The organism is Patescibacteria group bacterium (assembly GCA_023473585.1).
Classification (GTDB): Bacteria; Patescibacteriota; Microgenomatia; order JAMCYU01; family JAMCYU01; genus JAMCYU01.
In genome coordinates this window covers 37,560-58,976 of the sequence record JAMCYU010000001.1, presented here as the reverse complement: position 1 = coordinate 58,976, position 21,417 = coordinate 37,560, and the positions used below count along the sequence as shown (strand labels likewise).

At 35.6% G+C, this 21,417-nt stretch carries 17 protein-coding genes and 1 pseudogene; 17 read left to right on the top strand and 1 reads right to left on the bottom strand.

Features of this window, described 5'->3' with window-relative positions; translation table 11 throughout:
- Window positions 1–37 precede the first annotated feature (37 nt).
- The 14 genes and pseudogenes from rfbH to M1575_00205 all read left to right on the top strand — a co-directional run bounded on the left by rfbH (window position 38) and on the right by M1575_00205 (window position 18,221).
- The gene (gene rfbH / locus M1575_00270) at window positions 38–1,285 is read left to right on the top strand and encodes a lipopolysaccharide biosynthesis protein RfbH (GenBank protein ID MCL5095160.1); all 1,248 of its coding nucleotides are present in this window, start codon (window positions 38–40) and stop codon (window positions 1,283–1,285) included.
- Entirely contained in the window at window positions 1,278–2,306 is a 1,029-nt protein-coding gene (locus M1575_00265) for a glycosyltransferase family 2 protein (GenBank protein ID MCL5095159.1), read from the top strand. The genes rfbH and M1575_00265 overlap by 8 nt, the downstream gene beginning before the upstream one ends.
- A 443-nt stretch (window positions 2,307–2,749) precedes the next feature.
- Window positions 2,750–2,902: pseudogene (locus M1575_00260) on the top strand (acyltransferase).
- Window positions 2,874–3,551: a class I SAM-dependent methyltransferase gene (locus tag M1575_00255; protein MCL5095158.1), complete on the top strand. Its 678-nt coding sequence runs from the start codon at window positions 2,874–2,876 to the stop codon at window positions 3,549–3,551. Before M1575_00260 ends, M1575_00255 begins: the two are co-directional and overlap by 29 nt.
- Window positions 3,527–4,690: a glycosyltransferase family 4 protein gene (locus M1575_00250; GenBank protein MCL5095157.1), complete on the top strand. Its 1,164-nt coding sequence runs from the start codon at window positions 3,527–3,529 to the stop codon at window positions 4,688–4,690. Before M1575_00255 ends, M1575_00250 begins: the two co-directional genes overlap by 25 nt.
- Window positions 4,684–5,820: a glycosyltransferase gene (locus M1575_00245; GenBank protein ID MCL5095156.1), complete on the top strand. Its 1,137-nt coding sequence runs from the start codon at window positions 4,684–4,686 to the stop codon at window positions 5,818–5,820. Before M1575_00250 ends, M1575_00245 begins: the two co-directional genes overlap by 7 nt.
- 5 nt (window positions 5,821–5,825) lie before the next feature.
- Window positions 5,826–6,746, top strand: coding sequence for an NAD-dependent epimerase/dehydratase family protein (locus tag M1575_00240; GenBank protein ID MCL5095155.1), 921 nt, complete (start codon window positions 5,826–5,828; stop codon window positions 6,744–6,746).
- Window positions 6,743–7,777, top strand: coding sequence for a glycosyltransferase (locus M1575_00235; protein ID MCL5095154.1), 1,035 nt, complete (start codon window positions 6,743–6,745; stop codon window positions 7,775–7,777). The genes M1575_00240 and M1575_00235 overlap by 4 nt, the downstream gene beginning before the upstream one ends.
- Before the next feature lie 5 nt (window positions 7,778–7,782).
- Window positions 7,783–9,858, top strand: coding sequence for a YfhO family protein (locus M1575_00230; GenBank protein ID MCL5095153.1), 2,076 nt, complete (start codon window positions 7,783–7,785; stop codon window positions 9,856–9,858).
- Entirely contained in the window at window positions 9,851–13,228 is a 3,378-nt protein-coding gene (locus M1575_00225; protein MCL5095152.1) for a hypothetical protein, read from the top strand. The genes M1575_00230 and M1575_00225 overlap by 8 nt, the downstream gene beginning before the upstream one ends.
- Window positions 13,225–13,572: a hypothetical protein gene (locus M1575_00220; protein MCL5095151.1), complete on the top strand. Its 348-nt coding sequence runs from the start codon at window positions 13,225–13,227 to the stop codon at window positions 13,570–13,572. The genes M1575_00225 and M1575_00220 overlap by 4 nt, the downstream gene beginning before the upstream one ends.
- Entirely contained in the window at window positions 13,569–15,629 is a 2,061-nt protein-coding gene (locus M1575_00215) for a hypothetical protein (GenBank protein MCL5095150.1), read from the top strand. Before M1575_00220 ends, M1575_00215 begins: the two co-directional genes overlap by 4 nt.
- Window positions 15,613–17,064, top strand: a complete 1,452-nt coding sequence (locus M1575_00210; protein ID MCL5095149.1) for a B12-binding domain-containing radical SAM protein — start codon at window positions 15,613–15,615, stop codon at window positions 17,062–17,064. Before M1575_00215 ends, M1575_00210 begins: the two co-directional genes overlap by 17 nt.
- Window positions 17,061–18,221 (top strand): glycosyltransferase, encoded by a 1,161-nt coding sequence (locus M1575_00205; GenBank protein ID MCL5095148.1) that lies wholly within the window; start codon window positions 17,061–17,063, stop codon window positions 18,219–18,221. Before M1575_00210 ends, M1575_00205 begins: the two co-directional genes overlap by 4 nt.
- On the opposite strand, the gene M1575_00200 is transcribed toward M1575_00205, so the two are convergent.
- Window positions 18,218–19,618 (bottom strand): DUF2079 domain-containing protein, encoded by a 1,401-nt coding sequence (locus M1575_00200; GenBank protein ID MCL5095147.1) that lies wholly within the window; start codon window positions 19,616–19,618, stop codon window positions 18,218–18,220. The genes M1575_00205 and M1575_00200 overlap by 4 nt on opposite strands.
- Before the next feature lie 25 nt (window positions 19,619–19,643).
- Here M1575_00200 and M1575_00195 point away from each other — a divergent pair, with 25 nt between their 5' ends.
- From M1575_00195 to M1575_00185, 3 genes are read left to right on the top strand one after another with little or no spacing between them, the layout of a single operon-like run.
- The gene (locus tag M1575_00195) at window positions 19,644–19,871 is read left to right on the top strand and encodes a hypothetical protein (protein MCL5095146.1); all 228 of its coding nucleotides are present in this window, start codon (window positions 19,644–19,646) and stop codon (window positions 19,869–19,871) included.
- Window positions 19,868–20,866 carry a UDP-glucose 4-epimerase GalE gene (galE, locus tag M1575_00190; protein MCL5095145.1) on the top strand — a complete coding sequence of 333 codons (999 nt, stop codon included), beginning with the start codon at window positions 19,868–19,870 and terminating at the stop codon, window positions 20,864–20,866. The genes M1575_00195 and galE overlap by 4 nt, the downstream gene beginning before the upstream one ends.
- Window positions 20,863–21,414, top strand: a complete 552-nt coding sequence (locus M1575_00185) for a hypothetical protein (GenBank protein MCL5095144.1) — start codon at window positions 20,863–20,865, stop codon at window positions 21,412–21,414. The genes galE and M1575_00185 overlap by 4 nt, the downstream gene beginning before the upstream one ends.
- The last annotated feature ends 3 nt before the right edge of the window (window positions 21,415–21,417 follow it).

Here is a 21,417-nt window from a genome sequence, read left to right as displayed (position 1 = left end):
ACACAAAATCAACGCGCGCCTTATCTTTTTAAAAACTATGCAAAAATTCAAACCGGGTCAAACATACATCCCCGCCTCGGGGAAAGTTTATGACCAAGAGGAGATTAATAATGCCATCGCCGCCGCTAGGGACGGCTGGTGGACCGAAGGAAGATTTGCCGAAGAATTTGAAAAAAAGTTTGCCGATTATTTAGGGATAAAGTATGTGACCTTAGTCAATTCCGGCTCTTCAGCTAATCTTTTAGCCATTTCCGCTCTGGTTAATCAAAAGAGCTTAGGTAATAAAACCTTAAAACCCAAAGATGAAGTTATTACCCTGGCGACGAGCTTTCCCACCACCGTTAATCCGATTATTCAAAACGGCTGTCTTCCGGTTTTTGTGGATGTTGATCTTAAAACCAAAAATGCGCTGCCGGAAATGGTGGAAAAAGCCATCAGCAAAAAAACTAGAGCGATCATGATGGCTCACACTTTAGGTAACCCCTTTAATATAAAAAAGATTATGGCGTTAGTTAAGAAATATCATCTTTGGTTGATCGAAGATTGCGCTGACGCTTTAGGATCAACCTATGATGGTAAATTGGTGGGTACTTTCGGCGATATTTCGACCTATAGTTTTTACCCGGCTCATATTATCACGATGGGAGAAGGGGGGGCGGTTGTCACCAACAACCCCTTATTATATAAAGCCGTCAGGCAGTTTCGTGATTGGGGTAGGGACTGTTGGTGCGGGACAGGAAAAGACAATACCTGCAGGAAAAGATTTTCCTGGAAATTAGGGAAACTTCCCTTAGGTTATGACCATAAATATATTTATTCGCAGATTGGCTACAATCTAAAATTAACCGATTTTCAGGCGGCGATCGGTTTAGCTCAACTTAAAAAACTGCCAAAGTTTATAAAGATAAGAAAAGAAAATTTTGCTAAACTTTATAAGGGTTTGTCAAAACATCAAAAATATTTTCTTCTGCCGATGGCAGAACCTGAAAGCGATCCTTGCTGGTTTGGTTTTATGCTGATTGTCCGTGACAAAGCGCCATTTAGCCGTTTGGAAATAGTCAATTTCTTGGAAGAGAATAAAATCGGGACCAGAAGTCTTTTCGGGGGAAATCTTTTAAGACACCCGGCCTACTTAAAGACTAAACACCGGATTGTCGGCGATTTAATAAATTCTGATAAAATTACCAATGACGGTTTTTGGATTGGGGTTTATCCCGGAATTACCCATGAAATGATCGATTATCTTTTGGAGAAGTTCGACAAATTTATCAGCCAATATGAATAGCACACAAAGCTTTTCTTTAGAAAACAAGCCAAAATTAAGCATTTGTTTGCCAAGTTATAATGGTGAGAAAACAATTGGAAAAGCTCTCAAAAGCATCTTGGGACAAAGTTATCATAATTTTGAAATCATCGTTAATGATGATTGTTCCGTTGACAACACCGAGGAAGTTATTAAGTCGTTTAAAGACCAAAGGATTAAGTTTTTCCGAAACAAGGTCAATGTTGGCTACGGAGACAATCTTAATAATTTTAAAAAACATCTAAGCGGCGAGATCATGATCATGATGGCCCAAGATGATCTTTTGCTTAAAGATGCTTTAAGCAAAATAGTCAGCGGATTTTCGTTGGGAGAGGATATCGGTATCGTGACGAGGCCTTATTATCAATTCGAATCTAATCCAAAAATTCCCGTTCGTTATTGGCCGCCCCCCTCAACCAAAAAAGATACGATTATTTCCCTTAGTGACAAAAGAGAGCTAATCGAGGCAGCTATTAGGTCAACATATTTAGTTTCGTGCTTAGCTTTTAAGGTCAAATATTTGGATAGACCTTTTTCCAGTCATGTTTTTACCTCACAGGCCTACCCCTTTTTTTCTATCTTTAAGAAGCATAAAATCGTCTTTTTAAAAGACTATATCGTTGCCGTAGGAATTTATGAAAGCCAATGTCGACATAAACCTGCCATTTATGAACCGTCGCCGGTTCAAACCTGGATAGAAGTTTTTGCTAAAACCTTACCAGAGCCTAAATATGAAAAGGTGAGAAAAATTTGCCAAGATTATGTAGCTCAAAATTATGTGGGACTTGTGCAAATTAGAAATTACGGAAGATTTGAAGATTTAATTGAGGAAATAATTAATCATCTAAAATATCGAAAAGCGAGTCTTATTGATTTTCGTTTTTGGTTTTATACTTTAATGTGTCTTTTTTTGCCTAAATTTATCCTGATAAGGTTGACCGATTTTTACAAAAGCAAAATCTTATCAAGGATGATTGCCCAAAAAATTAAAATTAAACTTTAAGGAAGAAATTTATGCCTAAAGCGCAAGAAGTTTTCGGTCCCTTTTTAAATATTTTGATTAATTTATATACGTGGTTTGTAACGAGACGATTTAAGTCAATAGGCAGTGGCGTAAGTATTCGGCCGATTCTTAATACGACTCACCCGGAAAATATCGGTCTGGGCGACGACGTCTCTTTGGGACTTTTTTGCTGGATGGGAACGAATACCGACTTAAAAGAAAAACCGAAATTAACAATCGGCAATCGTGTTCATATAGGAGCCTATTCAATGATTATTGCCGCCAATAAAATAAGCATAGGCAATAACGTTTTAATGTCAGAAAGAGTGACGATTTTGGATCATTCTCATGGATATGAGGATATTAAGAAACCGGTTATTGACCAGCCGATAGTTTATAAGGGCGAAATTATCATCGAAGACGATTGTTTTATCGGTGTAAATAGCGTTATTCTAGGGAATATTAGGATCGGCAAACACGCCATTATTGGTGCCAATGCCGTTGTGACTCATGATGTGCCGGCCTTTTGCGTGGTTGCGGGTCAACCGGCCAAAATCATTAAACACTATGACTTCACGAAAAAAAAGTGGCTTTGAAGAAAAATATTTCAAAGGAAAAGAGAGTAACTATTTTACCTGTTTAGAATATAAGACGGGCAATCTTTCGTACTTATATAAAGAAAAAATTTGCCAAAAGATTAGAAATTACGAGCCGCAAAATGTCAGAGTGCTTGATGTGGGTTGTGCCCTGGGTAATTTATTGGCGCTTTTTGATAAAGACGGCTTTACAACCTATGGCCTTGATGTCTCGGAATTTGCCATTAAAGAAGCCGCAAAACGCACCAAGGCTAAATTAATAAAAGCCGATATTAATAAAGGTTTACCTTTTGAGGATAATATTTTTAATCTGATAACCGGAATTGATGTTATTGAACATTTACAATCTCCTTATAATTTTCTTCTTGAGGCAAAAAGGATTTTAAGAAAAGACGGTTTCTTGTTTTTACAAACTCCCAATATTTCATCTCTTTTCGTAAAGATTCTTGGGAATAAATGGTTCGGTTATCAGGACAAAACGCATCTCTATTTATTTAACCGGGAAAGCCTAAGGTTTCTTTTAAAACAGGCCGGATTTGAAATCTTAAAAGACGAGATTATTTTTTATCCCGCACCTTCCTTTTTAAGACCTGTTTTTGGAAACGTCAATATAGGAGGATCATTGTGGACAGTTGCCAAAAAGACCTAATTGGTGTTAATCTTCGCATGTTTGAAGAAAAACCGTCGGGAATCCAAAATTATATTGCCGGACTTTTTACGGCGCTTCTTCAAAAAGACAAAGGGCACAAATATTATTTTTTTTCGACCGGCAACAAAAGATTAGGGAAAATAGCCTCTTATATTAAGGCGGACTCTTCTTTTCTAAAATTATTAAGGAGAATAGACACAAGACTGGTCAATATTTTTTTTGATAATTTATATGTTTTAAAATTGATCAAAGACTATAAGGTTAAAATTTTCTTAAGCCCAAGTTTTGTCCTTCCTCTTTTTAAACCCAAGGGAGTTAAGTTTTTAACCGTAATCCACGATTTAAGTTTCTTAAAATATCCTCACAACCCGTTAAGAATTTACATGAATTTAGTGATGTATATGAAAACTCTTATGCCGTTTGTTATTAAAAGGGCCGATTGTATTGTCGTCGACTCTTTTTTTGTAAAAAAACAATTGGAAAAAGTTTATCGGGCAGAACCTAAGAAAATCCAAGTCATTTATCCGGGCAGAGACAACTTTTTCTTTCCGAAGAAAGACGAAGTCGTCTTTTCAGAACTTGTGAAAAAGTATCAAATACATGAAAAGTTTATTTTTACCAACGCCACGAACCACGAACGGAAAAACATTTTTGGCCTAATCAACGCTTTCAAAGAGATAAAACAATTTGATGGTTATCAGTTGATTATTTGCGGGTTGTTGCCAGATTTTACAATCGCTAAACTTAAGGAATATCTTGAAGAAATGAATTTAACTAAAAAAGTTAAGTTTTTAGGTTTTGTTTCCAAAGAAGAATTAAGAGTTCTTTATTCTTTTGCGAAGCTTTTTATTTTTCCTTCTTTTGAAGAGGGTTTTGGTCTGCCGATTCTGGAGTCTTCTGCCTGTGGTTGTTTGCCCATTTGTTCTAATGCCGGCGCCCTGCCTGAAGTCATAGGCAATCAAAATTTGCTTTTTGATCCTCAAAAAGAAGAAAGTATCACGAAAAAAATTGATGAAGTTTTGGCCTGGGATAATGAAAAATTCAATGATTATTTAGATTTAACCAGGCGGCATACCCGTCAATTTAACTGGAATAATGCCGCCGCCGAATATTTAGAGATATTCAAAAAAATATGCTGAAAATTTTAGTTTACGATACCAATTTTGTCCCCGGAATAAGCAGGGTTATTCCTGTCATCAAAATAAAATACTGGCAAAAACATGATTGTCAAATAACAATTTTCGGGACAAAAGACGCGGAATTTTTTTACAAAAGTAAACTCGGGGGTTTAAATTACCTTTCTCTAGATTTCAAATACAAAGTTAAAAATCCGTATTCTTTAATTTGGGAAGTAATTAAGGTTAATTTTCTGGCTATTTTAAAGATAAAAGAGGTGTTTGGAAAGTACGATATTGTTTATTCACAGTCTTCAGTTATCGACTTTTTATTTGTTCCGTGGGTTTTAAAAAACCTTGACAAACGGATTAAGTGGTTTGTGATGGTAGACAACATTGTGCCTGGACCAGGGGAAAGACCGGGAGCCTATCTTAAAAACCTTATTCCGTATTTAGCTTTTAAGCTTGGCGATTGGTTGTTAAAAAAAGCTGACGGGATTTTTGTCGTGACCGACTTTCTTAAAAATTATTATCAAAAAAATGGAATGAAAAATGTTATCAAAACAAACAATGGCTACGGTATAGAAACGGAGATCTTCACGGGAAAAATTAACAAGAAGGCCCCCAAATTTGACGCTTTGTACTGTGGAAGGCTGCATCTTGCTAAGGGGATTATGGATTTAGTTGAAGTTGCAAGGATTGTAACTCAGAAAAACCCCAATTTCACGATCGGGATTCTTGGGGATGGCGACGAAAAAACCAAGAATAATTTTTTCGGAAAAATTAAAGAGTATAATCTAGACAAGAATTTCTTATTTTTCGGTTATAAAACCGGCAGGGGAAAAGGGGACATCTACCGTAATTGTGGCTTTTTTTTGTTTTTAAGTTATGATGAGGGTTGTCCCCATGCTGTCATTGAAGCCTTTGCTTGTAATAAGTTGGTGCTTGCCTATGATTTGCCGATTTATCATGAAGTTTTTAACAACTATTTAAAAAGCGGTCAGCTTGTTTTGTTCAGGCAAAAAGATCTGAAAGCGATTGCTGATTTTATTTTAAAACGAGAAAAAAAGAAGAACTTATTTCATAATTCGTTAAAAGATTTTACCTGGGACAGAATTGTCAAAAAAGAACTGGAAGTTATGAGGGCAGTTTAACAAAAATGAGTAAAATATTAATAACCGGCGGAGCCGGATTTGTCGGCTCGCATCTTGTTGATAAGTATATTGATCTTGGTCATAAAGTCATCGTTATTGACAATTTAGCGCATGGGAAAAAGGAAAATATTAATCCCAAGGCGAAATTTTATAAGACAGATATTAGAAACACCGAAGAAATTAAAAGGATTTTTGTAAAAGAAAAACCGGAAATTTTAAATCATCACGCGGCTCAAATTAACGCTCGAAAATCGATTCTTAATCCTCTTTTGGATGCGGAGATTAATATTTTAGGCTTTTTAAATCTTTTAGAAGCGGGGATTAAGAATAATCTCAAAAAAGTTATTTTTGCTTCTTCTTCCGCTGTCTATGGAGAAACAGAAGTTTTGCCGACGCCCGAAGATTATGAACCGAAACAACCTCTTTCTCCCTATGGTATTGATAAGCTTACCGCCGAAAAATATCTTGGTTTCTATTTTAAAAATTACGGTTTAAATTTTGTTGTTTTACGTTATGCCAATATCTACGGGCCAAGACAGGATCCTGATGGGGAGGGTGGGGTTATCGCTATTTTTAGTAAAAAATTTTTTAGAGGAGGAAACGTTTTTATAAACGGTGACGGCAAACAAACGAGGGATTTTATTTTTATTGACGATATTGTGTCGGCAAATATTCTTGCTTTAGAAAAAAACATTAATGAGGTTTTAAATATCGGGACGAGTAAAGAAACGTCAATTAATGAGATTTTTGACCTTATAACCGAGCAGACGAGGATTATTCTCCCTCAAAAACACCTACCCTCCATTTTTAAAGAGCAGCGTCGCAGTTCTCTTGATAGTTCCCTGGCTAAAAAAAAGCTCGACTGGGAAGCTAAAACTTCCTTAAAAGAAGGACTTAAAAAAACCCTAAACTATTTTTGTAAATGAAAACTTCAATCATCACGGTTACTTATAATTCTTTAAAATTCCTAGACGGTTATTATCGTTCAATAATTGAGCAAACAGATAATCAAACAGAAGTAATTTTCGTCGATTCTCTATCAAAAGACAAGACAAAAGAAAAAATCAAAAAGATAATTTTAGAATCTCAAGGTAAATTACGAGTCAAACTTATTGAATCCTTGAAAAATATTGGCTATGCCGAGGGTAATAATTGGGGGGTAAAAGAGGCAACGGGAGAATATTTGTTTTTTCTGGGGCCGGACACAAAGTTAGAAAAAAAATGTCTGCAAAGTCTTTTAGAGAAAGCCAGAAAAATTAAAGAAAAAGACTTTCTTCTTCTTTGCCGGCAAAAACGCTACGACAGCGGTGAATTCTTATTTGACGGTATCTGTCTGGATATTTTCAGTTTTCCTTACCGTCTCTATAATGCGGATTGCCCTCAAAATTCAAAACCACCCTTTTATTGTGACGGGACGGCTATTTTCTTACCCAAGAAAACCTTTATGAAGTTGGGTCAATTTGACGCGGATCTTTTTTTATTTTGTGACGATATCGATCTTTCCTGGAAAGCTCATTTGTTAAAAATTCCATTGATTAGTGTTCCGCAAGCAGTGGTTTACCATTACAGCGGTGGATCATTAAGCGGGGGGATAAGGCGCGAGGAAAAATACAGGACGACCTACATGAGGCGTTATTTAGGAGAAAGAAATACGATTACCAACTTTTTAAAAAACTATTCAATCTTAACTTTAATATGGATTTTACCGATATATTTGGTGATTAATGTTGTAGAAATAGTTATTTTTTCTCTTTTCGGCCGGGGGAGAGTGGCTTATCAATATCTAGCCGCCTGGTGGTGGAATGTAAAAAAAATTAAACGTATTTTACAAAAACGCCGATGGATTCAAAAAAGAAGAAAAATCACCGATGGGGAAATACTTAAAAAACTCTATTTTGGCAGCGGGAAATTTAACGCGTTTATTAAAATAAAAATTCCTACTTTTGAGAATCTTTAGCTTATATGAAAATTGCCATTAAAGATGACTGGCTTAAAATCTTCACAAAGCTAATTAAAAAAAATAATATCTTTTTTCTTCCGCTTATCCTTCTTGTTATTTTTATTATTTCAATTTGGGATAGAAATTTTTATATCGGCGGAGATCTAATTTTCCCGCTTGCTCCGCAAAATAATATTCTGAAAGCTCTTTATCTTTGGCAAGAAGAAAATAGTGGTTTAAGTTTTTTTAGATACATGTTTTTAATTTGGCACGTCCCCTTTCTAATTTCTTCCTTATTTAAAATTCCCGCCGATGTCGGCATTAAAATCGTTATCATCCTTTTTTATGTTGTTGGATTTATTTTTACCTACTTAACCTACAGAGTTCTCTTTAAGAAAACAAAATACGACGATAAAGTCCTTGCTTTAATAACAGCGATCATCTTTATCCTTAATCCATCGGCAATTTTAGTGGTGATAGGTTTTCATCCCCTGTATTCTTTTCCTGTCTGCGCCTATTTTCTTTTAAAATACCTGGAAAGAAAAAATCTTCTTTTTCTTTTGCCATTTACAATCTTTTTCAATCTTGGTTATTTATCGGATCTTCCCCAGGCGAAAAGCTTAATTACTTTTTCTATCGGTTTATTTTTTTTGGTCATCCTTTACAAAATTCTCAACAAACTTTCGTTTTGGAAAGTCTTTAAAACTCTTTTTCCGGCAACAATAATCGTCTTTTTATTAAACGCTTTTGTTTTACTCCCATTTATTAATGACGTTTTTGGCGGGAGAGGAGTTTTTAAACAATACTCGCAAAGCGTAACCGTATATAACGGGATGGCCGATGTGCCGTCGGCGGCTTTGCCTTTTACGATGCGGTTTTATAATTCAAATTTAGTTGACGACGTTTCGCGATTAGGGCAAACACTTAGCAGTTCTTATTTTCTTCTTTGGAGTTTTTTCATCTGGGTTATTATTTTGTGGTTTTGTTTTTTGGAAAAAGATAAGGATAAGAAAAAAATTATTTATCTTTTACTGGCGTTTACGTGTTTTTATTTTTTTCTGGCCAAAGGAGCGAATCCTCCTTTCGGCGAAATTTATAAATATTTTCTTTTTAACGTTTCCTTTTTTAAAGTTTTCAGAACTTCGTCAACGGTGGTTGTGGCCGGATCACTATTTTTCGCTTTCTTAATGAGCTTATCGCTTTATGCTTTTTATAAAAAACAAAAAAGGTTTTTTTATTTCTTTATCTTGATTCATGTTCTGGTTTTTCACTTTGTCTATTTAGGATATAAATTATATAACTACCCCGGTGGCAGTGCTTTTCAAAAAGGGGTAGGTATTCCTAAAGAATATTTTCAGATGGCAAAACTTATAAATTTTCTTGCCGATGAATCAAAGATTCTCTCTGTGCCTTTGGACGACGGTTATAGTTATAAAGACTGGGGTTATAGAGGATCCTCAATTATTAATTGGCTCATAAAAAAACACTTGATTCATAGCCATAGCGTTATTCCCGGCAAAACCGCTCTTGAAGCGAATGAGTTTTTGAAGAAAATGACAAGAGAAGAAGCCTGTCAATGGCTTAAATTTCGTAATGTCGGTTATCTTCTGCACGAAAAGGACTCGATTGACAATTACGCCGATAGCAATCTTGCTTTTCCGGCGGATAAAATCTTCGAAGATAAATTTTTTCTTTTAAAAAAAGTAAAAGCGGAATGCGTCTTGCCGCCGGTTTTTGTAAAAAAAACGAATTCCGATCCCAAGATTTCTTTTAGAAAGATTAATCCGACGAGGTATCTGGTTAATGTTCAGGGGGCAACTTGCCCATACACTCTTTTCCTGGCGCAAAATTACAGTCCGGAGTGGAAAATACAAGTTCAAAATGCGAAAGGCCAAAATCAAGATTTGGCAGACTCAAGGCATTTTTTAGCCAGCGGCGAAACTAACGGTTGGCAAATCAATCCCGAAGACGTTGGGAACGAGACAAATTACGTTTTGATAATCGAATATTGGCCGCAGCGATTTTTCTATATTGGTGGTATAATATCAATCTTGACAGTTATTTTCTGCCTCATAACTGTTCTTTCCAAACATGATTAAAAAAGCGATCAGATTTTGTCAAAATAATTATTTTTATTTTCTTCCGATAATTATCTTAATTGTCTTTATTTTGTCTATTTGGGATAATAATTTTTATATTGGGGGAGATTTTATTTTTCCTCTTAAACCTCAAGATAATCTCTTAAGGTCTTTGTATCTTTGGGAAGAACAAAATAACGGCCTCAGTTTTTTTAAATACATGCTTCTTTTTTGGCAATTACCATTTTTCTTTTTGAAGACTCTTGGTGTTCCGGCCTATTTAGGCGTTAAAATCTTTACCGTTTGTTTTTATATCCTGGGATTTATTTGCTGCTATTTTCTCTATAAAAACCTTTTTAAGGGAACAAAATACGAGCAAAATAAACTAGCCTTATTTGCCGCTTTGTTTTTCCTGCTTAATCCCGCAGCGATTCTCGTTTTAGTAGGGACCCTTCCCCTATATGGTTTTCCGATTTGTCTTTTTTTTCTTTTAAAATTTCTTGAAACCAAAAAAACCTTTTATATTTTGCCGTTTTCGTTTTTTGTTAATATTTCTTTTTTTCCCGATCTTCCCCAGGCAAAACTTTTAATTACCTTTTGTATGGCTGCCTTTTTCCTCGTTTTAGCTTATGGTTATATTCAAAAAATTTCAGTTATAAAACTTTTTCAAAGACTTTTTCTTTTATCGATTTTAACCTTGCTTTTAAACGCTTTTGTTTTTCTTCCTTTCGTTAACGATACTTTGGGAGCAAAGGGAATTTATGGTCAATATTCAAAAGAGGTTACCGTTTATGACGGAAACGCGGATCTTTATTCGGCCGCACTTCCTTTCACGATGAGATTTTTTAATTCTAATTTGATTGATAAGAAGTCTAATCTTGGCCAATTTTTATCAAACCCGATTTTTGTTGTTTGGACTTTTTCTTTGTGGTTGTTCGCTCTTTTGACAACAATTTTTATTAAAGATAAAAAAGCGAAAACAATTATTTTTTTTCTTTTAGTTCCCTTAGTCATTCTTATCTTCATTGCCAAAGGACCGAATCCTCCTTTTGGTGAGGTTTACAGATTAATGCTTACTAAAATTCCGGTTTTTAAGCTCTTTAGAACCACCTCAACGGTTATCATCGCCGGCGCTGTTTTTTACTCTTTCTTTTTAACAATTTGCGCTTATTATTTATCGCAAAAATGGAAATACGGCTTTATAGGTTTATTAATAGTCAATCTTTTAATTTTCCACCCCATTTATTTAGGCTATAAATTGGAATATTCCTTTGGTGGCGGTTCTCAACAAAAGGGGATTTCTCTTCCAAACGAATATTTCCAATTAGGAGATAAACTTGACGGGTTAAAAGATGACAATAAAGTCTTGTCTTTACCTTTAAACGACGGTTATGTCCATAAAAATTGGTTTTATAGCGGTCAATCAATCTTAAGCTGGCTTACTAAAAAACCGTTAATTCATACCAGCGGCGTGAATTTGCCTTCCAGCCCCGAGAGCTTTTCGTCTCAAGAGGCTTGTCTTTTTTCCTCTCTTTACAATATCGGTTACGTCGTTGAGGAAAAAGACGCAGCCGGGCAAGAGAAGACAAGACAGTTGCCGTTTCCGGGAGAAAATTTAATCAACAATAATTATTTCAATTTAACTAAAGTAGAACCATCTTGTCAGACCCCCCCAATTTACATACCCAAACAGCTTGTTTATTTTCAAGGAAACAAAAATAATCTTTTCTTAGCGGCCTCAAAACTAAGTCGTAAACAGGAAGTCATGGTTTATCAGGAAGGCGATGACCAAGATAAGAACACGCAATTTTTGAAAGACGCAAATTCCGTCATTATAGAAAGCTCTTCAAGAAACGCCGCTTTCGATATGAAGGGAAGAAATTATTATCGGCTTTTCTTGGGACAGGAAAATTATCTTGGTGAGGTTTTCTATCCTTATGTAAGAATTAATCCCGGCTCTTTTTTTTACAAGATTGTTTTGTTAAAAGAGCAAAAAGAAGAAGAAATTAATGTCAAAAATAAGAAGAAACTTTTTGATAAAGAATTATTTTACGCCACGAAAAGAATAAGCGAGATAATAAAATGGGGAGTGCAAAATCAGTGGTGGCAAGACAATCTTAAAAGATACGGACAAAAAATAAATAAGGCGATCGAATTATCGGGTGACTTTGGGAATCAACGTGACAATTTAGAACTGGTTGTTGAATATTTAGACAGGCATCAGGAAAAAATAGAGAAATTAAGCCAAACTACGGCTTTTTGGAATAAAGAAAAATTATCTTCCTGGAGAGAAGCGTTTAAAAGCTTAAAAGAAATAAAACCAAATAATGCTTTGCCTACTTTACAATTTTCTCAGCCTACTTTACAATTTTCTCAATTAGAATACGAAATCAAAACACCGGTTTTCGGTCAATACGAAGCTTCTCTTGACTTTGGTAATAACCAATCTTTTTTTCTTTCCCAAGGGAAAAAAGAATTTTTCCTTAATAATAGTTCTTTTGGAGAGATCAATAAACAAGATTTGGGAACCTTTACACTTGAACCCAAAACAAACGTTTTTAAGGTACACTTGGGACAAGCGGTTAATTTGCTTGATCCGAAAAAATGGCAATTTTATAACACTAACTATTTAATCAGTAATAAGTTAAACAGCCTGCTTTTTGAAAATCTTAACGAAAACCTCAATCTGCCAAAAGAAATTTCCATAAGTCTTCAGGAAATAAGCGATTGGCAGCCAAATCAATTATATCTTTTAAAAATCAATTTTAAAAAACTAAAGGAAGATTCAAAATTAAACCTTCTTATTAAAGAAAGAAAAAATCTCTTTGACAGATTAGCTGGGGACTGGTTGCCGACCGATACTGTTCTTTTAAGAGATCAACTAGATAAAATTGAAAACTATCAGGTTCTTTTAAGAGCCGACAGGGAAAGTTTAGGGGCGTTTATTTATTTATATTCTCAAGATGGCAAAGTTTTAGTTGATAATATTGAATTGACCAAAGTTTACTTGCCCAAACTTGTTCTTGCGTCCAAAATTAAAAAGGAAGATTTATCGGGGGGACTTATTTTAGAATCCACGAAAATAAGCCCGGTCAAGTACAAAATTTCTCTTCTTAAAACAAACGAACCTTTTTATCTAATTCTTTCTCAAAGCTATGACCAGGGATGGAAAATCTATGATGGTCAAAAATCTTTAACGGACAAGAATCATTATTTAGTTAACGGCTATGCTAATGCGTGGTATCTTGAAAGTAGTAACCAAGACAGGGAATTAACGATTGAATACCAACCTCAAAAATGGTTTGTGTGGGGAATTATTGTTTCTCTTGTCGCCTTTCTGGTAATAAGCTTGATTTCTTTACTACAATTAATTAAAAGGAGGAAGAAATGAGACAGACTTTTAAAGTGATTAAGGAAAAACTTGGTCAATACCGATTACTAGCTGTTTCCCTGGGCCTTGGCGGTCTTATCGTTAACCTTTCTTTTTATCCAAGCGTTGACTCGCAAGCTCTTCTGGTTTTGCTTTTTTATTGGATATTAATTGGCGTAATTTATAAAATCAGCGAAAAGTTTTTCTTTTTCCTTGCCTTACTTTGTTTAATTTTGACCGTGCCGTTTTTTCTTTTTAAAAATATGATTTTTGCTGAGCGCTTTAGCGTTTGGGAATTTCTTTTTATTTGTCTTGGTCTGTGGCAATATTTTTATTTGGAAGCGAGAAATAAGTTAAAAAAATGATGGGGTTTTTAGCATTATTGGTTGTTATTTTCTTTGTTTTTAAGAATTGGTTTTTTGGTGGTTTAATTACGGCCGGTGATTGGAGTTTTTTTTATCCGGAGCAAATAGTGGGATATTTTAATTTACCCTTTTCTTGGGAGACATTTAGAAATGCCGGGCTTGGAGGAAACTCCTTGCTGTTTCAGGGTGTATATTTTTACAACGTCCCTTTGGGTTTTTTAGGGAAATTTTTTTCTTATTCGACAATAGAAAGGATATTATGGTTTTTCCCCATTGTTCTCTCCGGACTTCTTTTCCCGGCAATTTTAGCCGGGCAACTGAAGCTTTTTCCCAGAAAATTCTTCTTTCTTTCCTCTTTTATCTTTTTTCTTAACAGCTATTTTTTAATGATTATGGGCGGCGGGCAATTAACGGTTGTCTTGGCTTATCTTTTAATCCCGTTAACTCTGGCCGTCTTTGTTAGTTTTTGGGAAAAAGCATCGGCAAAGAAAGCGATTATCTTTGGCTTAATCCTTGCTCTCCTTGTCGCCTGGGATTTTCGCATCGCCTATTTGGGGATGGGTCTTTTAATTTTTTACAGTCTTTTTTTCTACGGACAATTTTTGCAAAATTACAAAAAAATAATCATTTTCTTAGTAATGGCGGGACTGATTATTTTGGGTATCCACGGTTTTTGGTTACTGCCTTTTCTTTTTAATTTTGAAAATCCTGCCGGTTCAATGTCTTTGGCGCATACAAGCAGCGACGCGGTGAATTTTTTTAGCTTTGCCAAACTTGAAAACACTCTTTCACTTTTGCATCCCAACTGGCCAGAGAATATTTTCGGAAAGAGTTACTTTATGAAATGGGAGTTCCTTTTTATACCAATATTAGCCTTTAGTAGTTTGCTTTTTGTTAATAAGTCAAAAGTCACGAAGCAAAAGTCAAAAGTACAGGTTAAAATTCAAAACTGCGAAGAGAAACAAACGACTTTTCGATCAGATAGCGAGTCGGTAATAATATTTTTTGTAATTTTGGGACTGGCGGGTGCGTTTTTAGCCAAGGGCAGTAATTGGCCATTCGGTGAGATTTATTTAGGTTTGTTTAACTATCTTCCGGGCATGGTGATGTTTAGGGACTCGACTAAATTTTATACGCTCGTGGCTCTTTCCTATAGCGTTTTGATTCCATACAGCACTTGGAAAATATATGAATGGTTAAAATTTAAAAAATACATACCAAGTTTATTCTTGCTGCTTGTGGCTTGCTGCTTGCTGCTTTTAATCAAACCAGCCTGGAGCGGAGAATTGAACGGGACTTTTAAGCCCAAAATCATTCCACGAGAATATGTTGACTTAAAGAATTTTATTAATGATCAACCTGGTTTTTTTAGAACCTTTTGGATTCCACAGAAACAGCGTTTTGCTTTTTACTCTGATAATCATCCAGCCATTGACGGTCTTTATTTTTTTAATTTAGAAAACGCTTCTTCGGTGGTAGATAAATTAAAGACCAAAGAAGGAGAAAGAGAACTTTTTTTATCCGGAGTAAAATACGTAATTCTGCCGTACGATAGTGAGGAAGAGCTTTTTATCAAGGATAGACAATACGATTCCGTCACACGAGTCCAACTGGAAAAAAGTCTTGATAAAATTATTTCTTTTCGGAAGGTAAAAACATTTGAAAAAAGCGCTGTTTATGAAACGCAAAATTTTACCGACCGTTTTTGGTTAGAAAACTTAACGCAAGAGGATGGCTCTATAGAATGGCGGATGATTAATCCGACGCAATATTTGGTAACGATTAAAAATTTCAATAAGCCCGTAGTTTTAGGTTTTTCGGAAAATTATGATCCTCAATGGAAAGTTAAGATCGATGGAAAAGAGATTAAATCGCAAAAAATTTATGATCGATTTAATAGTTTTAAAATTGACGAAAACAAAAACAAAAATATTATCGTGGAATATTCATCTCAAAAATATCTTTCTTTTGGCATGGCCATTACTGTTTTGACATTATTGATATCTGCGGTAACCCTCATCATTTTATCCGGCCAAAGAAATGAAAAAAAAGACTAAAATTTTGCTGTTGCTTGTAAACTTTTGGAAGTTTCCGGCTCAATCTCCTCACTTTGGTCTTTTATCTCTTGCTGCCCATATTAAGCAAAAATCACCAGAGGTAAAAGTTAAGATTATTGAAGGAGAAAACCCCATCCCTGAAATAATTAGGGCTAACGCGGATATTATCGGCTTTACGAGCGACACTTTGATGTTTGAAAAAACTCTAGAGAGCGCAAAAGAAATCAAGAAAAGAGTAAAAGCTTTTTTATTTATTGGCGGTATTCATATTTCCGCTTCACCCGAATCTTTTGACCCCGTTTTTGATTTAGGCGTTATCGGTGAAGGGGAAAAAACCCTTCTTGAGCTTATCGAGATTTATAAGAAGGATCACAAGTTTCCCTTAAAAAAAATAGAAAAGATAAAAGGCGTTATTTTTCTCAAAAACGCAAAGATATTTAAAACTGGGAAAAGGGAGTTGATAGAAAATATAGACGAATTACCATTTCCGGCCAGAGAACTAGTGCCCATGGAAGAATTTTATTTAAAAGACCAAATAAATCTTTTTGGGGTAAGAAGGATGGCGACGATTATGACTTCAAGAGGGTGTCCATATCATTGTGTCTTTTGCGGTTCTCCCGTTCAATGGGGAAGAGTGCGTTTTCATTCACCGGAATACGTTCTTAAAGAAATAAAACACCTGATAAATAAATATGAAATTGACGGGATTATGTTTTGGGATGACCTTTTTATAGCTCCGGAAGAACGCGTTAAAAAATTGGCGGAATTAATAGAGAAAAATGGCTTAAATAAAAAGCTAACCTTTTTTGGTTATGCCAGGGCGAATCTTATTAATGAAAGAATTTGTTTAATTTTAAAAAAAATGAACGTTAAGCGATTAATCTTTGGATTAGAAAGTGGCTCCGAAAGAATTTTAAATTATTTAAAGCAAAATTCCGTCACCGTTGCCGATAATAAAAGAGCCGTAACTCTTTGTCGAAAATATAATTTAACCAGTAGCAGTGGGTATATTGTGGGAACCCCAGGCGAAACATTAGCCGATCTTAAAAAAACCTATGAGTTTATGAAAAAATACCCCTTGGACAATACCCATATCTATATTTTAACACCCTATCCGGGCACGAAAATCTGGGAATACTCAAAAGAAAACAAACTGTTAAGTGACAAGATTGAATACAGTCAATTATTCGTGCAACTTCCTTCTTTAAATCTTCTTGATTTTTTTAAAAAAGACCCACCGGATTTTTTAAAGGACAGGATATTTTTAAATACGAAATATCGTTATCATAAAAAATATCTTAAGATAATTTATCAGATGGAGAAATCAGCCTTATTACAAAATATGAAATTTTATTTTAAAACGGTTTTACCAGATATTTTTTTAATGAAAAGAATAATTAGTAAAAGTCTTAAGAGTTTATTGATAAAATCATGAAAAAGAATTTTCCAAAGAAACATTTGCGAATATTGGTTTGCGACCCCAGCTATTCAAAGGGCGTTAATCGCGTTCCTATGATTTTAAGAATAAAGTATTGGCAAAAAAGAGACCTAGCAGTTTCTCTTCTTTGTTCGTCGGAGGCGCAGCGATTTTATCAAAGCCAGGTAAAACAAATTACTTACCATACCTTTTCTTTCAAATGGAAAAGCAAGGAATATTATTCTGCCATCACAGATTTTTTAAAGGTCAATATTCTGGCCCTTCCTTTGATTTTTGAAGTCAAAGGAAGTGTTGACATTATTTATTCACTGTCATCAACTTTGGATTTAATCTTTATTCCCTTTTTAATAAAAATGTTAAATAAAAAAATACGTTGGTATGTTAACGTTGACAATACCGTTCCTAAACCACAGGAAAGACCCGGTAGTCTTTTCTTAAAAACCGTCCCATATCTTGCTTTTTTATTTTCAAATTTCCTTCTCAAAAAGACCGATGCCATTTTTGTCGTTCCTAATTATCTTAAAAAATATTATGAAAAAAGGGGAATAAAAGTAATTAAAACAAATGATTATTATGGCATCGAACCGGAAATTTTTAGTGGAAAAATTTCCGGAAAAACCCCAAAGTTTAACGCTTTATTTGGGGCCAGACTCCACCCGGCCAAAGGAATTTTTGACTTAGCGGAAATCATGAAAAAAATAGTTAGGCGAAGAAAAAATTTCACTTTAGGGATTATGGGTGACGGAGCCTCTTATCATAAGAAACCGTTGAAAGACAAGGTCGGTTCTTGCAAGTTAGAAAAGAATATGATTTTTGTCGGTTATAAAAGAGGCAAAGAAAAGGGCGATCTTTTTAGAAATTGCGATTTTTTCTTATCTCCCAGCTACGCTGAAGGAATGACCATTGCCGTTTTAGAAGCCATGGTTATCAATAAACCGGTTATTGCTTATAATCTTCCAGAATATCACGACGTTTTCAAAAAATTTATCGAGAGCGGACAACTGGTTCTTTTCCCAAAAGGAGACGCGACATCTGTAGCTAATTATATTCTGTCCGCAGATTTCTTAAAAAGAAAATTTCAGAATAAATTGTCTGACTATAAATGGGAAAAAGTTTTTCAGAGCGAATACAAAGAATTTGTTAAAGAGAATTAATCGTTAATTTTGAAAAGGAGTGATTTATTGACCGAGGTGACTAAAGTTAATCTGCCGGCACTTTCCATATTTTTAACCGCCGCTTCAAAATTTTCATTGCTCTCCAATAATTGTGTCAGCCACTGATTCGGATGAAGGTCAACGACTAAGTATCGCGGTTTACCGCCAAAATCAAGCCACCATTGGCCCTCATGCTGTCTTGGCCAGACTAAATAGATCTCCTTACGGTGAGATAAGTGGGGAATAAGATTTTGTTGAGCAACAAGACTGACATTATCGGGAATCCTTTTTAATAATTTTTGGTTATCCGTCATCCATGTTTCGTCTTGCCAATAAATGGGTTTTGTCAGTTTGTTTAGGGGAAAATGGAGAAAATATTGTAAGCCCAGGCTAATAATAACTAAAAAAACAGAAATTTTCTCAAGATTTACCCCTTTCCTTTTAAAAACCTCCATGGTTTCTAAAACTCCCAAAACTAAATATGGCGCCAAGATCGCCCGGTGATGCATGTATGGGCTCCACATGCGGGCAAATTCCTGGCCGGTAACAAAATATTGCGCCAGATCAAAAGAGACGGCCAGGAATGAACCCAAAGAAAGCAGCGGAAGAAAAGCAAACCAGCTAAAAGAATAAATCCAGACAAGCCTTTTTTCTTCTGAGTCAAAAAAACCGCCTAGAATTTTTAGGGGATTGAAGACAAATTCCGGTGTATACTGAAAGCCGACAGGGGAAAAGAAAGCGACGATTTTCGTGGCTAATAAACTCCAAAGAAGACCGCCAAAAATAAAAGTTATAGCTAAAGACCGATATTTTTGCCGGAAAAGATAAATTAAGCCCAAGGAGGTAAGAGCAAGACCCATATTTTCCTGGGTTAAAAGAAGAAGAACAAGGGTGACTGCAAACAATTTAGATTGATGGCTTTCTAAAAAATATACTAACCAGGCAATCAGTCCTACTCCGATAATTACAGGATGAAAATCAAAAAAGATGGCAAACTGTATCCCATAAAAAAGACTATAAATGAAACTCAAATTAAGTGAGGCAAAAGGAGACAAACCGCGTTTTAAACAGAGCTTATAGATAGCTAAGGTAGAAAAACTTATCCAAAAAGCCTGGAAGACAAGCAAAATTCTAACGTCGTCCCAGACAAAGAACAAGGGAGCAAGTAAGGGTAAGGTCAGGGTTAAGTGGTCTCCCAGGATAAAACGTTCCTTAATCGTGTTGTAGGGAGTTAAAAACTTAGAATATTGCCAAACAGTCTGATCATAGAGGCCCAGATCAAAGCCGCCGGATTGAAAATGATTGTGGCGTAGAATTGAAAGCAGAGAATAGAGGATAGACAAGAGAAGAATCCAAACAATAATCAGTTTCGTCGCGTTTTTGTTTAACCGGCTCATTTCCTCTATAATAAGGGTTAGGATCATGAAAATTCAAGATATCGGCTTTCTCATTCTTCTGTTTTCGGCTTTCTTTATAAGAAGCGGACGATTGGCTGCCGGTTTGGGCCTGCTTTTTTTAATTTTAGCCATGCCGCTTTTTGCACTTTGGGTTTTTTTTACCGCTCAAAGATTCGTCATCTACGCCGCGGCTTTTTTCGTCTTAAGTATTACCCTACAATTAGTCGAAATTAAAAGAAGGAGAAAAGAATGAAAATTTTAGTCACAGGAGGAGCCGGTTATATTGGTAGTCAAATGGTAAGGCAATTATTTGAAAAGAATCACAAAGTTGTTGTTTTAGACAATCTTAAAGAAGGACATCGAAAAACTCTCCCATCAACTATTCCACTCATTACTGGTGACGTTAATGATCAAAACTGTTTGTTTAAATTATTTTCTGAAAATAGATTTGATGCCGTTATGCACTTTGCCGGGGTTATTTCCATGAAGGAATCAATGCAAAACCCCTATAAATATTTTTACACAAATACTTACGGAGCCTTAAATCTCATCGAAGCGATGGTTAAATCCGGCGTCTTAAGGTTAATTTTTTCCTCTTCTGCCGGAGTTTATGGCAATCCGACGAGAATCCCCATTAGCGAGAATGATCCTCAAGAACCGACGAATCCTTATGGCGAGTCAAAGTTAATGGTGGAAAAAATCCTTGCCTGGTATGATCAATTGTTTAACCTGCGTTCTGTTTCTCTACGTTACTTTAACGCCGCCGGAGCGAGTCTGGACGGACAATTTGGCGAAGACCATCAGGAAGAGACGCATCTTATTCCGCTGGCCGTTAAGGCGGCCCTGGAAAACAGAGAGTTTACGATTTACGGGAATGACTATGAAACGAAAGACGGAACCTGCATCAGAGATTATATTCATGTTATTGATCTTTGTGAGGCTCATCTTCTAGCCCTTGATTCTTTGATGAAAAATTCGTCAAGCCATATTTATAATGTCGGGCCAGGTATAGGCTTTTCCAATATTGAGGTGGTTAATATCGTTAAAAAAGTCAGCGGCGTAGATTTTCCTCTTAAGTTTGGCAGTCGGCGTCCGGGTGATGCCAAGGAACTGATCGCCGATGCTGCCAAAATCAAAAAAGAATTAGGTTGGGAGCCTAAGTATTCTGACTTGCAAACGATTGTGGAAACAGCCTGGAAATGGCACTCGACTCACCCCAAAGGTTATGGACCCGATAAAAGAAGATGAGAATAGGCATTGATATTAGTCAGATGGCGTATGAGAAAACCGGAGTCGCTTCTTATTTAGGGAATTTGGTGGAGAACTTGTTAAAGATAGACAAAAAAAATGAGTATGTTCTGTTTTTTTCAAGTTTGAGGAAAAGTATTAAGTTTCCAGTATCAAGTATCAAGCATAATAATGTTCGGCTTAAAACATTCTGGCTGCCACTTGCTCTATTGGCTTTTCTCTGGAACAGACTGCATCTTTTCCCCATAGAATGGTTTATCGGAGACGTTGACATCTTTATTACTTCTGACTGGACCGAACCGCCGGTATTAAAGGCTAAAAAAGCCACCATTTTGTATGATCTTATCGTTTACAAATATCCAGAGGAAACCGCTAAAAAAATCGTGGCGACTCAAAAAAGGAAGCTTAAATGGGTTAAAAAAGAGTCAGCGGTTATTTTTTCTATTTCCGAAAGCACAAAACGGGATGCCATGCAAATTTTAGGGATTGAAGAGAAAAGACTAAAAGTAACTTATCCGGGGAAAGTGGAAGACTGGAGGAGAATTTAAGAG

What these genes read in the sequence shown, in the direction of transcription:
- M1575_00220 (MCL5095151.1), top strand. Translation starts at nt 13,225, where the DNA reads ATGAGACAGACTTTTAAAGTGATTAAGGAAAAACTTGGTCAATACCGA.
- M1575_00200 (MCL5095147.1), bottom strand. Translation starts at nt 19,618, where the DNA reads ATGAGCCGGTTAAACAAAAACGCGACGAAACTGATTATTGTTTGGATT.
- M1575_00230 (MCL5095153.1), top strand. Translation starts at nt 7,783, where the DNA reads ATGAAAATTGCCATTAAAGATGACTGGCTTAAAATCTTCACAAAGCTA.
- M1575_00215 (MCL5095150.1), top strand. Translation starts at nt 13,569, where the DNA reads ATGATGGGGTTTTTAGCATTATTGGTTGTTATTTTCTTTGTTTTTAAG.
- M1575_00245 (MCL5095156.1), top strand. Translation starts at nt 4,684, where the DNA reads ATGCTGAAAATTTTAGTTTACGATACCAATTTTGTCCCCGGAATAAGC.
- galE (MCL5095145.1), top strand. Translation starts at nt 19,868, where the DNA reads ATGAAAATTTTAGTCACAGGAGGAGCCGGTTATATTGGTAGTCAAATG.
- M1575_00185 (MCL5095144.1), top strand. Translation starts at nt 20,863, where the DNA reads ATGAGAATAGGCATTGATATTAGTCAGATGGCGTATGAGAAAACCGGA.
- M1575_00265 (MCL5095159.1), top strand. Translation starts at nt 1,278, where the DNA reads ATGAATAGCACACAAAGCTTTTCTTTAGAAAACAAGCCAAAATTAAGC.
- M1575_00255 (MCL5095158.1), top strand. Translation starts at nt 2,874, where the DNA reads ATGACTTCACGAAAAAAAAGTGGCTTTGAAGAAAAATATTTCAAAGGA.
- rfbH (MCL5095160.1), top strand. Translation starts at nt 38, where the DNA reads ATGCAAAAATTCAAACCGGGTCAAACATACATCCCCGCCTCGGGGAAA.
- M1575_00240 (MCL5095155.1), top strand. Translation starts at nt 5,826, where the DNA reads ATGAGTAAAATATTAATAACCGGCGGAGCCGGATTTGTCGGCTCGCAT.
- M1575_00205 (MCL5095148.1), top strand. Translation starts at nt 17,061, where the DNA reads ATGAAAAAGAATTTTCCAAAGAAACATTTGCGAATATTGGTTTGCGAC.
- M1575_00235 (MCL5095154.1), top strand. Translation starts at nt 6,743, where the DNA reads ATGAAAACTTCAATCATCACGGTTACTTATAATTCTTTAAAATTCCTA.
- M1575_00210 (MCL5095149.1), top strand. Translation starts at nt 15,613, where the DNA reads ATGAAAAAAAAGACTAAAATTTTGCTGTTGCTTGTAAACTTTTGGAAG.
- M1575_00195 (MCL5095146.1), top strand. Translation starts at nt 19,644, where the DNA reads ATGAAAATTCAAGATATCGGCTTTCTCATTCTTCTGTTTTCGGCTTTC.
- M1575_00225 (MCL5095152.1), top strand. Translation starts at nt 9,851, where the DNA reads ATGATTAAAAAAGCGATCAGATTTTGTCAAAATAATTATTTTTATTTT.